The organism is Streptomyces sp. NPDC027663 (assembly GCF_055566415.1).
In genome coordinates this window covers 475,143-488,156 of sequence record NZ_JBVHSK010000001.1, presented here as the reverse complement: position 1 = coordinate 488,156, position 13,014 = coordinate 475,143, and the positions used below count along the sequence as shown (strand labels likewise).

General features: G+C 71.9%; 11 protein-coding genes. 8 read left to right on the top strand and 3 right to left on the bottom strand.

Annotation, left to right across the window (positions count from 1 at the left end; genetic code table 11):
• Nucleotides 1-2 precede the first annotated feature (2 nt).
• The gene (locus ACZ4SF_RS02170; protein ID WP_468377001.1) at nucleotides 3-1,421 is read left to right on the top strand and encodes an amino acid permease; all 1,419 of its coding nucleotides are present in this window, start codon (nucleotides 3-5) and stop codon (nucleotides 1,419-1,421) included.
• A 204-nt stretch (nucleotides 1,422-1,625) separates the two neighbouring features.
• Here ACZ4SF_RS02170 and ACZ4SF_RS02165 read toward each other — a convergent pair whose 3' ends face one another.
• Nucleotides 1,626-2,207 (bottom strand): biotin transporter BioY, encoded by a 582-nt coding sequence (locus ACZ4SF_RS02165; RefSeq protein ID WP_468376999.1) that lies wholly within the window; start codon nucleotides 2,205-2,207, stop codon nucleotides 1,626-1,628.
• A 423-nt stretch (nucleotides 2,208-2,630) separates the two neighbouring features.
• Here ACZ4SF_RS02165 and ACZ4SF_RS02160 point away from each other — a divergent pair, with 423 nt between their 5' ends.
• The 7 genes from ACZ4SF_RS02160 to ACZ4SF_RS02130 all read left to right on the top strand — a co-directional run bounded on the left by ACZ4SF_RS02160 (nucleotide 2,631) and on the right by ACZ4SF_RS02130 (nucleotide 10,434).
• Nucleotides 2,631-3,830 (top strand): ROK family protein, encoded by a 1,200-nt coding sequence (locus ACZ4SF_RS02160; RefSeq protein ID WP_468376996.1) that lies wholly within the window; start codon nucleotides 2,631-2,633, stop codon nucleotides 3,828-3,830.
• Nucleotides 3,831-4,047: 217 nt separating this feature from the next.
• The gene (locus ACZ4SF_RS02155) at nucleotides 4,048-5,091 is read left to right on the top strand and encodes an ABC transporter substrate-binding protein (protein WP_468376995.1); all 1,044 of its coding nucleotides are present in this window, start codon (nucleotides 4,048-4,050) and stop codon (nucleotides 5,089-5,091) included.
• Nucleotides 5,088-5,936, top strand: coding sequence for an ABC transporter permease (locus tag ACZ4SF_RS02150; protein ID WP_468376992.1), 849 nt, complete (start codon nucleotides 5,088-5,090; stop codon nucleotides 5,934-5,936). The genes ACZ4SF_RS02155 and ACZ4SF_RS02150 overlap by 4 nt, the downstream gene beginning before the upstream one ends.
• The gene (locus ACZ4SF_RS02145) at nucleotides 5,912-6,646 is read left to right on the top strand and encodes an ABC transporter ATP-binding protein (RefSeq protein ID WP_468376990.1); all 735 of its coding nucleotides are present in this window, start codon (nucleotides 5,912-5,914) and stop codon (nucleotides 6,644-6,646) included. The genes ACZ4SF_RS02150 and ACZ4SF_RS02145 overlap by 25 nt, the downstream gene beginning before the upstream one ends.
• Nucleotides 6,643-8,019, top strand: a complete 1,377-nt coding sequence (locus tag ACZ4SF_RS02140; RefSeq protein ID WP_468376987.1) for an LLM class flavin-dependent oxidoreductase — start codon at nucleotides 6,643-6,645, stop codon at nucleotides 8,017-8,019. Before ACZ4SF_RS02145 ends, ACZ4SF_RS02140 begins: the two co-directional genes overlap by 4 nt.
• 11 nt (nucleotides 8,020-8,030) lie before the next feature.
• The gene (locus ACZ4SF_RS02135) at nucleotides 8,031-8,927 is read left to right on the top strand and encodes a TauD/TfdA dioxygenase family protein (protein ID WP_468376985.1); all 897 of its coding nucleotides are present in this window, start codon (nucleotides 8,031-8,033) and stop codon (nucleotides 8,925-8,927) included.
• Nucleotides 8,928-9,048: 121 nt separating this feature from the next.
• Complete coding sequence (locus tag ACZ4SF_RS02130) at nucleotides 9,049-10,434, top strand: amino acid permease (RefSeq protein ID WP_468376982.1); 1,386 nt, start codon at nucleotides 9,049-9,051, stop codon at nucleotides 10,432-10,434.
• A 237-nt stretch (nucleotides 10,435-10,671) separates the two neighbouring features.
• Here ACZ4SF_RS02130 and ACZ4SF_RS02125 read toward each other — a convergent pair whose 3' ends face one another.
• Nucleotides 10,672-11,283 (bottom strand): histidine phosphatase family protein, encoded by a 612-nt coding sequence (locus ACZ4SF_RS02125; protein ID WP_468376979.1) that lies wholly within the window; start codon nucleotides 11,281-11,283, stop codon nucleotides 10,672-10,674.
• Between the two features lie 224 nt (nucleotides 11,284-11,507).
• Nucleotides 11,508-12,929, bottom strand: coding sequence for an FGGY-family carbohydrate kinase (locus ACZ4SF_RS02120; RefSeq protein WP_468376976.1), 1,422 nt, complete (start codon nucleotides 12,927-12,929; stop codon nucleotides 11,508-11,510).
• Nucleotides 12,930-13,014: the final 85 nt, after the last annotated feature.

Genomic DNA, 13,014 nt, shown 5'->3' with positions numbered 1-13,014 from the left:
CCATGACCCCTGGTTCGGGCCTTCAAGCAGGACTCAAGAACCGCCATCTGTCGATGATCGCGATCGGTGGCGTCATCGGAGCCGGCCTCTTCGTCGGCTCCAAGGCCGGTATCGCCACCGCGGGACCCGGCATCCTTCTGTCCTATGCCCTCGTCGGCACGCTCGTCGTGCTGGTGATGCGGATGCTCGGCGAAATGTCCGCCGCGAATCCGACTTCCGGCTCCTTCTCCGCGCACGCCGACCGTGCGCTCGGCCGCTGGGCCGGTTTCTCCATCGGCTGGCTCTACTGGTTCTTCTGGGTCGTCGTGCTCGCCGTCGAGGCGACCGCCGGTGCCCAGATCCTCCAGGGCTGGATCCCGGACGTCCCGCAGTGGGGCTGGGCCCTCATCGTGATGGTCGTGCTGACCGCGACCAACCTGGTCTCCGTCGGCTCCTACGGCGAGTTCGAGTTCTGGTTCGCCGGTATCAAGGTCGTGGCGATCGGCGCGTTCATCGTCGTCGGTCTGCTCGCCGTGTTCGGCGTGCTGCCGGGCGTGGACGCCGAGAAGGCCTCCTTCTCCAACCTCACCTCGCACGGCGGATTCCTGCCCCACGGTCCGGGCGCGATCCTCACCGGTGTGCTGCTGGTCGTCTTCTCCTTCATGGGCAGTGAGATCGCCACCCTGGCGGCCGGCGAGTCCGAGGACCCGCAGCGGGCGGTCACCAAGTCCACCAACAGCATCATCTGGCGTATCGGCGTCTTCTACCTGGGCTCGATCCTGGTCGTGGTCTCGCTGCTGCCGTGGGACGACAAGTCCATCGCGGAGCAGGGCTCCTACGTCGCCGCGCTGGACTCGCTGGGCATCGCGCACGCCGGTGAGATCATGAACTTCATCGTGCTGACCTCGGTGCTGTCCTGCCTCAACTCCGGCATGTACACGGCTTCCCGGATGGCCTTCTCGCTCGGTGAGCGCGGTGACGCGCCGAAGGCGTTCGCACGGGTCAACAGCCGGGGCGTGCCGCTGGCGGCGATCCTCGCGTCGGTCGTGTTCGGCTTCGTCGCCGTCTTCTTCAACTACCTGTCCCCCGACAAGATCTTCCTCTTCCTCGTCAACTCCTCCGGCGCGGTGGCCCTGTTCGTGTGGCTGGTCATCTGCTTCTCGCAGCTGCGGATGCGGAAGATCCTCCAGCGCGAGGCCCCGGAGAAGCTCGTCGTGAAGATGTGGCTGTACCCGTACCTGACCTGGGCGACGGCCGTGATGATCGTGGGTGTCCTGGTCTACATGCTGTTCGACACCGAGCACGACGGCCGGGAGACCGTGCTGCTGTCGCTGATGGTCGCGGCGGTCGTCCTGGTGGTCGCCTTCGTCAAGCAGCGGCTCACGGCGGGCCGGCCCGTCCCGGCGGCCGAGGCGCCGGCCGACAAGGTGTCCGTCGGCTGATCCTGATCCGTAGCGGCACGGCCGCATGACCTGACGGAAACCGTCGGGTCATGCGGCCATCTGCGTTGTGCCGTGAACTTCACCTGCGCGGCCGGCGACCGGGGTGCGGGGCCGCACGGCCCGGAGACGCGAAAGAGGCCCGCCGGGGTCGAGGAGACGTACGACCCGGCGGGCCTCTTTCCGCAGGAACCGCGGCGTCGGCGATCAGCGCTTGCCGGCGAGCTTCCAGGCGGCGGGCAGGACGCCCATCGCCAGGGCGGCCTTGACGGCGTCGCCGATCAGGAACGGGGTGAGGCCGGCCGCGATCGCCTGGGACGCGGACATGTGGGCGGCCAGGGCCAGGTAGGGCACGCCGACGGCGTAGATGATCGCCTCGCCGAGGATCATCGCGCCCGCCGTGCGCAGCGGGGAGCGGTCGGCGCCGCGGCGGGCCAGGGCACCCACGGCCGCGGCGGCGAGCATCATGCCGAGGACGTAGCCGAAGGAGACGAGGCCGGTGCCGGAGTCGCCGTTCGCGAACCACGGCATGCCGGCCACACCGGCGACGGCGTACAGGGCGAGGGAGAGGAAGCCGCGGCGGGCGCCGAGGGCGGTGCCGACGAGCAGCGCCGCGAAGGTCTGGCCGGTCACGGGCACCGGGGAGCCGGGCACCGGGACCGACAGCTGGGCCGCGAGGCCGGTGAGCGCGGCGCCGCCGACCACAAGGGCGACGTCGCGGACGCGGGACGCCGGCAGCAGGTCGGCGAGGACTGCACCGGGGCGGGTGGTGGCGGTGGCGGTGCTCATGGGGACTCCGCGTGTGACGGGAACATGCTGGGACACGGTGACGCTATCCCAGCCCGGTCCGGCCGATCACCGTCAGCGCTCGACAAAGGGCGGATCAACAGCTTGGTGGGCTCCGGACAAAGAGCGCTGCTCACACCGGCCCCGACGTGAGACTGATCACGGAGGCCGGGACGTTTCGCTCACGTGGTTCGACACCGGCGGACTGTGGGGTTCCGCCAAATGAATCCTAGTTGTCTGGTCGGATTCACCTTTTCTGGCCTACCCTTCCAGCCATGGTCGCCCAGTCCCGGTACTTCACCTCGCGTCGCTATGTCGACCTGCGACGCCAGGGCACGGCCACCTGTCGCCGTCCCGGGTAGGGGCGGGCACGGCGCGCCTCTGTCCTCCGCGACGTGTCGGCCCCGTTCCCGAGGACGGTTCTCCATGCCCCGTACCGTGGCATCCACCCTTCTCTCCCCTGTTCCGCGCGCCGCCGACAGCGACCGGCGGCGCACCAGTGCCAGCGTCGTGCTGCGGTCCGTGCTGGAGCACGGGCCGGTGGCACGCAGCACCATCGCCCGGCTGACCGGGCTGTCACCCGCGTCGGTGACGGAGCACTGTGCCCGGCTGGCCGGTCTCGGCCTGATCCGGGAGTCCGCCGCGCCCCGCCGTTCGGGCGGGGTGGGCCGGCCGCACGTCCCGGTCGATCTGGACGACACCCGGTTCCTGGTCGCCGGGGTGCACGTGGCGGTGCCGTACACCACGCTCGCCCTGCTGGACCTGCGCGGCCGGGTGGTCGCCCTGCGGGAGCTGAAGCACGAACGGACCGATCCCGGCTGGGTGCTGGCGCGGGCCGCCGAAGGGCTCGCCGGGCTGCTCGCCGGAACACCGGGCCGGCGCCCGCTGGGGGTCGGAGTGGCGGTGGGCGGCTGGGTGGACCGGGAGACGGGCACCGTGGTCGAACACGAGCTGCTGGGCTGGCGGGAGGTGCCGGTACGGGAGCTGCTCGGCGCCCGCACGGGTCTGCCGGTCCAGGTGGACGGGCATGCGCGGGCGCTGGTGAACGGGGAGCGGCTGTTCGGGCGGGCCCGGGGCAGCCGCAGTCTGCTGCATCTGTTCGTGGGCAATGTCGTCGACGCCGCCTTCGCCACCCATGACGAAGTGCACCACGGGCCGCGCTCGGCGGCCGGTGCGATCGCCCACCTGCCGGTGCCGGGGGGAGACGAGCCGTGCCCGTGCGGCCGTAGCGGGTGCCTGCAGGTGGAGCTGAGCGAGCGGACGCTGTGCCGGCGGGCCCGGGCGGCCGGGGTCGTCGGCTCGGCCAATCCGATGCAGGTGGTGGCCGCTGCACGAGCCGGGGACGCGGTGGCCCGGCGGCTGCTGGTGGAGCGGTCCCGGGCGACCGGGCGGGCCGCGCGGCTGCTGCTGGACGTGCTCAACCCGGAGACGGTGGTCGTGACCGAGGTCGGTGTCATGCACTTCGAGGACTGCCTCGGCGCCCTGCGGGACGCCGTCGGCACGGCGCGCCCGGCGGATGTCCTCCCGACCAGTTTTCCGGATTCCGTGCTGGCGGTGGCGGGCGGATCAGTGGTGCTGGACACGCTGTTCCGGGACCCGTTGGGCGCATCACCTGACCTTATTTAATTCAGAAACTCGGAATGTTGACAGGGGGCACCCATGGCCAGGAACATGCTGGTCATGAGCCTCCTCACCAGCTGTCGCACCGTCTGTTGCTGACACATTGCCGCGCATGAAGCGCGTGTTTCCCGCTGTGTGAGTTCTCTTCTTCCGGCCCGTCTGTCCCGGAATTCCTTCTGCCTTTCGCCGCTTTTTCTTCCCTCTTTCTCCTGGGAGTCCTCCCATGCACCGTCGTGTCTTTCTCACGTCCCTGCTCGGCGCGTCCGCCGCCGCCGTGGGCCTCAGCGGCTGCGCCAAGGGCGACGCGTCCGCCGAGACCAAGGGGGCCGCCACCAAGCCGCTCGCGGACAAGGTGCCCGCCGGGACCAGCCTGAAGATCGCCTCCTACCAGGGGCAGCAGCAGTTGCAGCTCAAGCTGGCGAAGCTGCCCCCGCTGCCGTTCACGGTGTCGGGCTGGGCGAACATCGGGGCCGGGCCGGACGTCATCAACGCCTTCCGCGCCAAGTCCCTGGACGTCGCCAACAACGCGGGCATCCCTCCGATCCAGGCGCACTACCAGGGGTTCGACGCCAAGATCGTGGCGATCAACATCACCCGCAAGCCGAACTACCTCTTCGCCACCAAGCCCGGCAGCGACATCGGTTCGGTCGAGGACTTCCGGGGCAGGAAGCTCGCGTTCTCGCAGGGGCAGGCGCAGGGTGTCGTGCTGCTGCGGGCGCTGAAGCAGGCGGGTCTGGCCTACGACGACGTACAGCTGGTCCCGCTGACCAGCAACCAGTTCCTGACCGCCCTGCAGTCGGGACAGGTGGACATCGCCCCGCTGGCCAACAGCCAGTCCCCGGCCTACCTGAAGCAGTACGGGGGGAAGGGCGCCCACGTCATCAAGACCGACGTCGTCGACCTGCTCAATCTCCTGTGGGCGCCGCAGTCCGTGCTGAACGACCCGGCGAAGGCCGCCGCGATCGCCGCCTACATCCCGCAGTGGGCCAAGGGCCAGGTGTGGCAGTACGAGCACCCGGACCAGTGGAACGAGGAGTTCTACGTCAAGACCCAGAACCTGACCCCGCAGCAGGCGAAGTCCATCACCGATCTCGCGAACAAGCCGCTGTTCCCGCCCCGTTGGGACGAGGCGATCAAGTGGGAGCAGGAGACGGCCGATCTGCTGGCCGAGGGCGGCTTCGTGAAGAAGTTCGACGTCTCCTCGCTCTTCGACCACCGCTTCGAGCCGATCGCCGCCGAGGCCGTACCCGGGGAGTACCGGAAATGACCGCCGTGACCACCACGACGACCGCCGCGCCGGCACCGGTGACCGGGGAACCGCCCCAGGTCCGCAGGCGCCGCCGCCTCTCCCCCGGCCGCCGGCTGCCCGCCGCCCGGCTGGCCGGCCCGCTGCTGGTCGTCGCCCTCTGGGCCGCCGCCTCGGCCGCCGGGCAGCTCGACCCGGGCGCCGTCCCCGCGCCCTGGACGGTCCTCAGGACGGCCGGCCACCTGTGGACGCAGGGCACGCTCCCCAGTGACGTGCTGACCTCCCTGGAGCGGGCCGCGTACGGCTTCGTGATCGGCCTGACCGCCGGGATCGTCCTGGCGCTGGCCTCCGGGCTCAGCCGGACCGGGGAGGCGCTGATCGACGGAACCGTGCAGCTCAACCGGGCGATCCCCACCCTCGGCCTGATCCCGCTGTTCATCCTCTGGCTGGGCATCGGCGAGACCTTCAAGGTCGCCATCATCGCGATCGTCGTCTACATCCCGATCTACCTGAACACGCATGCCGCGCTGTCCGGCATCGACAGCCGGTACGTCGAACTCGCCGAGGTGCAGGGCCTGTCGCGGCTCACCTTCATCCGCCAGGTGGTGATCCCCGGCGCGCTGCCCGGATTCTTCGTGGGACTCCGGCTGGGTGTGACCGGCTCGTGGCTGGGCCTGGTGGTGCTGGAGCAGATCAACGCCACCAGCGGCCTCGGCTACCTGATGTTCCAGGCGCAGAACTACGGCCAGTCCGACGTCATCCTGGTCGGCCTGCTGATCTACGGCGTCTTCGGCCTGGTCTCCGACAGCGTGGTCCGCCTGATCGAACGGAGGGTGCTGTCATGGCGCCGCACACTGAGCAGCTGACCCGTCCCGCCGTCCGGCTCCGGGGCCTCACCCGGTCCTTCGACGGCCGTACCGTCCTCGACGGCATCGACCTCGACCTGCCGGCCGGCCAGTTCACGGCCCTGCTCGGGCACAGCGGCTCCGGCAAGTCCACCCTGCTGCGGGCCGTCGCCGGCCTGGACCACGGGGTGGCCGGCAAGGGGAGGCTCACCGCCCCCGAGCGGGTGTCGGTGGTGTTCCAGGACTCCCGGCTGCTGCCCTGGCGCCGGGTGCTGGACAACGTACTCCTCGGCCTGGACGGCAAGGACGCCGTGGAGCGCGGCCGGGCCGCGCTGGAGGAGGTCGGCCTGAAGGGCAGGGAGCGGGCCTGGCCGGGGCAGCTGTCGGGCGGGGAGGCACAGCGGGCCGCGCTCGCCCGCTCCCTGGTCCGCGAGCCCGAACTCCTGCTGGCCGACGAGCCGTTCGGCGCCCTGGACGCACTGACCCGGATCCGGATGCACCACCTGCTGCGCGAGCTGTGGGAGCGCCACCGGCCCTCCGTGCTGCTCGTCACCCACGACGTGGACGAGGCGATCGTGCTCGCCGACCGGGTCCTCGTCCTCGAACGGGGCCGGATCGGCCTCGACCTGACCATCGACCGTCCCCACCCGCGCTCCTACCGCGAGCCGGTGCTGGGCGAGTACCGCGAGCGGCTGCTGGCCGCCCTGGGCGTCACGGAGGACCACCGGTGACAGTGCGAAGGCTCCACCTCAACGCGTTCCTGATGAACACCGGACACCACGAGGCGTCCTGGCGGCTCCCGGAGAGCGACCCGTACGCGCACGTCGACCTCCGGCACTATGCCGAGCTGGCGAGGACCGCCGAGCGCGGCACCTTCGACTCGCTGTTCCTCGCCGACGGCCCCCAGCTGTGGAGCAACCTCGCGCAGCGCCCGGCTGGCGCCCTGGAACCGCTCACCCTGCTGACCGCGCTGGCGACCGCCACCGAGCACATCGGCCTGATCGCGACCGCCTCCACCTCCTACAACTCGCCCTACAACCTGGCCCGCAAGTTCGCCTCGCTGGACATCATCAGCGGGGGCCGGGCGGGCTGGAACATCGTCACCACCGCCGGCGCCGAGGCGGCCCGCAACTTCGGTCTCGACCACGAGCCCGCGCACGCCGAGCGGTACGCCCGCGCGGCCGAGTTCCTCGACGTCGCCCTCAAACTGTGGGACAGCTGGGAGGACGACGCGATCGTCGCCGACAAGGCGGCCGGCGTGTGGGGCGACGACAGCAAGATCCACCCGCCCCGGCACAAGGGAACGTACTTCAGCGTCGCAGGGCCCCTCAACGTGCCCCGCACCCCCCAGGGCTACCCCCTGCTCGTCCAGGCCGGCTCCTCCGAGGACGGCAAGGCGTTCGCCGCCCGGTACGCGGAGGCCGTCTTCACCGCCCAGCAGACCCTCGCCGACGCGCAGGACTTCTACGCCGACCTCAAATCCCGTACGGCACGGGCCGGGCGCGATCCCGGGCACATCAAGGTGCTGCCCGGGATCGTGCCGGTCCTCGGCTCGACACAGGCCGAGGCCCGGGCCGCCGAGCAGCTGCTGGAGGACCACATCGTGTACGAGCACGGGGTGGCCCGGCTGGAGAGCCTGCTGCAGTTGCCGTCCGGCTCCCTGGAGCTGGACGCCCCGCTCCCCGCCGACCTGCCGCCCGAGACGGCCGTCGAGGGCGCCAAGAGCCGCTACACGCTCGTCGTGGAGCTGGCCCGGCGCGAGCGTCTGACCGTGCGGCAGCTGGTCGGGCGGCTCGGCGGCGGGCGTGGGCACCTCACCTTCGCCGGCACGCCCGAGCAGGTCGCCGACCAGATCGAGACCTGGTTCACACAAGGAGCCGCCGACGGCTTCAACATCATGCCCGCCGTGCTCCCCTCCGGTCTGGACGCCTTCGTCGAGCACGTCGTACCGATCCTGCGCACCCGCGGCCTGCTGCGCACGGAGTACGGCCCCCGCCAGACCCTGCGGGAGCGCTACGGCCTCCCCCGCCCCGCCAACCAGTACTCCCCCGAGTTCACGGCCCCGCCCGCACCGGGGGCGTCCCCGTCGCCCGTGTTCGCCTGAGAGGAACCCGCATGTCCATCGAGATCACCAAGGTCACCGCACGCATCGGCGCGAAGGTCTCCGGCGTCGGCATCTCCCGGCCGCTCGCCCCGGAGGACGTCTCCGCCATCCGGGAGGCCCTCAACGTGCACAAGGCGCTCGTCTTCGACGACGTGCACCTGGACGACGAGGGCCAGCAGGCCTTCGCCCGGCACTTCGGCGACCTGACCACCGCCCACCCGACGGTCGGCGCGGTCGACGGCGCCCCCAACGTGCTGCCGGTCGACAGCGAGCGGGGCCGCGCCAACCACTGGCACACCGACGTCACCTTCGTCCTCAACCCGCCGCAGGCCAGCACCCTGCGCAGCATCACGATCCCGCCGTACGGCGGCGAGACCCTGATCGCGAACGCGGCGGCGGCCTACCGCGACCTGCCCGAGCCGCTGCGCCGCTTCGCCGACACCCTGTGGGCCGAGCACACCAACGACTACGACTACGCGGTGCCGGACGAGGGGGTCGACGAGGAGAGGGCCGCCCAGCTCGCCGAGTTCATGTCCATCAAGTACCGCACCGCGCATCCGGTGGTCCGGGTGCACCCGCTGACCGGCGAGCGGGGGCTGTTCGTCGGCGGGTTCGCGCAGCGCATCGTCGGCCTGTCGGCCGGTGAGTCCCGCAAGATCCTGGACCTGTTGCAGGCGTACGTCACCCGCCCGGAGAACGTGCTGCGGTGGCGCTGGTCGGAGAACCAGCTCGTCCTCTTCGACAACCGCATCACCCAGCACTACGCCATCGACAACTACGACGGGCAGCCGCGCCGGCTGCACCGGGTGACCGTCGCCGGTGACGTGCCGGCCGGCGTCGAGGGCAAGGAGAGCTACTCGATCGAGGGCGACGCCTCGCACTACACCCCGACACCCGCGGCTGCGTAACCGCCGGTTCACTCAGCGTACGGCAGGTGTCCGGATAGTGGGCGGCCCCTTCGCCTGAGCGGACGGGCCGCCCAGACTGACGGGGTTTTTGCCCGCCTATCGCACTGGGAGAGCCGCGCCCATGCCCAGCAGCACGACCACGGAGACGCCGCCGCAAGAGCAGCAGGCCTCCTCCCTCTCCCACGGCCTCAAGCAGCGCCACCTGTCGATGATCGCCCTCGGTGGTGTGATCGGTGCCGGCCTGTTCGTCGGTTCCGGTGCGGGCATCGCCGCGGCCGGCCCGTCCATCGTGATCGCCTACACCCTCTCCGGCGTCCTGGTGATGCTGGTGATGCGGATGCTGGGCGAGATGTCGGCCGCGTACCCATCGTCGGGCTCCTTCTCGGCGCACGCCGAGCGGGCGATGGGCCCCTGGGCCGGATTCACCGCCGGCTGGTCGTTCTGGGTGCTGCTCTGCACGGCGGTCGGCCTGGAGGGCATCGGCGCCGCGAAGATCGTCCAGGGCTGGGTGCCGGGCACCCCGCAGTGGATGTGGGTGGCCCTGTTCATGGTGGTGTTCTGCGGGGCGAACCTGGCCGCCGTGAAGAACTTCGGCGAGTTCGAGTTCTGGTTCGCGGCCCTGAAGGTCGGCGCGATCAGCCTGTTCCTCGTACTCGGCGTGCTGGCCATGGCGGGTGTCCTGCCGGGCACCGACTCGCCGGGCGCCTCGAACCTGACCGACTTCATGCCCCACGGCAGCGAGGGCCTGCTGGTCGGCCTGCTCGCCTCGGTCTTCGCGTACGGCGGCCTGGAGACGGTCACCATCGCGGCGGCCGAGTCGCAGGACCCGGTGCGGGGCGTGGCGTCCGCCGTCCGCACGGCGATGTGGCGCATCGCGCTCTTCTACATCGGCTCGATGGCGGTCGTGGTCACCCTGGTCCCGTGGGACTCCAAGGAGGTCGTGGAGAAGGGCCCGTACGTGGCCACGCTCGACCACCTCGGCATCCCGGGCGCCGGCCAGCTGATGAACGTGGTCGTGCTGGTGGCGCTGCTGTCCGCGATGAACGCCAACATCTACGGCTCCTCGCGCATCGCCTACTCGCTGGTCGAGCGCGCTCAGGGCCCGAAGGCGCTCGCGAAGCTGTCCGGCGGGGTCCCCCGGATCGCGGTCCTGACCTCCTGCTTCTTCGGCTTCGTCTGCGTGCTGCTCAGCTACTGGCGTCCGGACGACGTCTTCCCCTGGCTGCTGAACATGATCGGCGCGGTCATCCTGGTCGTCTGGATCTTCATCGCGGTCTCCCAGCTCATGCTGCGCCGCCGGATCGAGCGCGAGGCCCCCGAGAAGCTGGTCGTCCGGATGTGGGCGTTCCCGTGGCTGACCTGGGTGGCGCTGGCCGGCATGGTGGCGATCTTCGTCCTGATGGCGCGGGAGCCGGACACGCGTGTCCAGCTGTACTCGACGGGCGCGATGACGCTGGTCCTGGCGGCCGTCGGATACGCCTGGCAGCGGGCACGCGCCAAGCGCTGACCCGTACCCCGCAAAGCCCCCGCGTGCGACACGTGGGGGCTTTCCGTTGCCCGGACACTGTCACTGTTAATGTGTAGTTGCAACTCACTCGCAATAAGGTCGGAGGGGGATCACCATCGAGACGATGGGGCGGGTCCCCGCCCGAGAACGTCCTGCCTCGTGATCGTCTTCTCACCTTTCACCTGGCAGGCGGATGAAGGGAAGGCTCCCGCGAGGACGTGACTCGCGGGGGCCTTCTCATGCGCAGGGCACGTTGAGCGAGAGCAGGGCGGTGTCCTCGGTGCCGAGGCGGATCTCGCTGACGGCCGCGTTGCGCAACCGCGGGAGCACCCTGCGGTATCCGCCGAGCGGGATGCCGATGAGGGAGCACAGCACCAGCCGCAGCAGGGTGTTGTGGGCGACGACCAGCACCCGGCCGCCGGGGTGACCGGCGGCGATCCGGCGCAGGGCGGCCGTGCCGCGCTCGGCCGCCGCGCGGGGGTCCTCAGCCCCGGGGAACGGGTGCGCCACCGGATCGGCGCGGAACGCCTCCGCCGCGGCCGGGTCCTCCGCCGCGAACTCCGCGAGGGTACGGCCCTCCACCACGCCGAAGTCGCACTCCCGCAGGCCCGGATCACGATGCGGGGTGACACCGAGGGCCCGGCAGGCGGGCTCGGCGGTGGCGATCGCCCGGGACAGCGGCGAGGTCCAGACCGCGTCCACGGGGTGCGCGGCCGTCCACCGCCCGAGCGCCTCGGCCTGCGCCCGCCCGGTGTCGGTGAGGGCCACGTCGCTGATTCCGGCGTACCGGTTCTCGGCGTGCCAGACGGTCTCGCCGTGGCGGGCGAGGAGGAGGGTGGCGGGGGTCATGGGCAGCAGTATCGCGGGTGTCCCGGCACCCGGCGGCATGTTTCCCGGTCCGCTTCCGGTCCGTCGCAGCGGCACGCGACCACGACGGCACCGGCCGGCGGTGCCGGACCCGTGCGGCCCCACACAGCCGGCCCCGCACAGCCGGCCCACGCACGTCCGGCCACGAACCGGCGGTACCGGACCTGCCGCGGCCCCGCACAGCCAGTTCCCCGGAAGCCAGTCCCTCAGAGCCGGCCCCGCGCATGCACGGCCACCGGGCGCGGCAGCCATCCCCGGGCCTCCAGCTCCCACACCAGCCGGGCGTACGGCTCGGTGAAGCGGGGCGTGCGGTCCGGGCGGGGGTCGACCGTCGTACCGGAGCGCACCATGCCCTCGGCCGCGTCCGCGAGCGTCTGCCCGGCCCCCGTGCCGTACGCGGCCAGCGCCGCCATGCCCAGGGCCGGTTCGGTGCGGGCCGGCACCCGGACCGGGCGGCCCAGGACGTCGGCGCGCAGCTGCGTCCAGTACGCGCTGCGGGCGGCGCCGCCGGTGAAGGTGAGGGGGCCCTCCAGCGGGGCGCCCAGATGGTCGAGGTAGTCCAGGCAGAGGCGTTCCGCGAAGGCCACGCCCTGGAGCAGGGCCGCCCACAGGTCCGCGTCCGACTCCGGGTCGCCGAGGAGGAGGGCGGTGGCCCCGGGGGCGTGGAACGGGAAGCGTTCGCCGGGTGAGACGAGGGGGTAGGCGACCGCGTTCGACGGTTCGAAGCCGGCCGCCCGGGCGTCCAGCGCTGCCTGGTCGGCGCCCGGGAAGCGGGCGGTGAGGACTCCGGCGCCGACGCTGGACGCGCCGCCCGGCCACCAGGCTCCCTCCGGTGACCGGTGGTTGTAGACCACGCCCGCCGGGTCGTGCACCGGCTCGGCCGCCGCCCCCTTCAGCACCAGGGTCGTCCCGAGCACCGAGTTCCACGCGCCCTCGCGCAGCGCGCCGGCGGCGATCTGGGCGGCGCAGCCGTCGGTCATGCCGGCGACGACGGGCGTGCCGGCCGGGACGCCGGTGGCGGCGGCGGCGGCCGTGCAGACCTCGCCGAGCCGGGTGCCGGGGCGCACGACGTCGGGGAGCACGCCCGCGGGCAGCCCGGTGATGTCCGGCCAGGCCGCGCGCCGCAGGTCGTACGCCGTCTTCAGGGCGTGGCTGGAGTCGCTGGGCACCGGGTGCCCGACCAGCCTGGACGTGATCACGTCGGGCTGGTGCGCGACCCGGCCGGGGCCGTGCCGGTCGACGAGCCAGCGCACCTTGGGCAGCGCCCAGGTGTCCTGCACCGCGAGCCCGGCCGACCGCAGCCGCGCGCCCTCGGCCGCGGCCCGCCGGTCGTCGTACATCAGGGCCGGTGCCAGCGGGCGGCCCGAGCCGTCGGTGAGCAGCACGGTCCCGGAGGTCCCGCACACGGCGACCCCGCCCACCGCCGCCCGCACCCCCTCGAGCGCCGCCCGGCAGGCCGCGCACACCGCCTCCCACCACTCCCCCGGGTCCTGTTCGTGCCGCACGCCCTCCCGGCACCCGCGCAGCAGCGGTGCCGCCCCGCTGCCGAGCACTTGGCCGTCGGCCGTGACGAGCAGGGCCCGTGCCCCCTGCGTGCCGAGGTCCACCCCGAGCCACGCCCACTCCATCCGAACCTCCCGCACATCGCGACCGGCTCTGTGAACTTCCCACTCCCTACTGAGATTTCACCCTCATTTCCTCGTGCACAAGGGA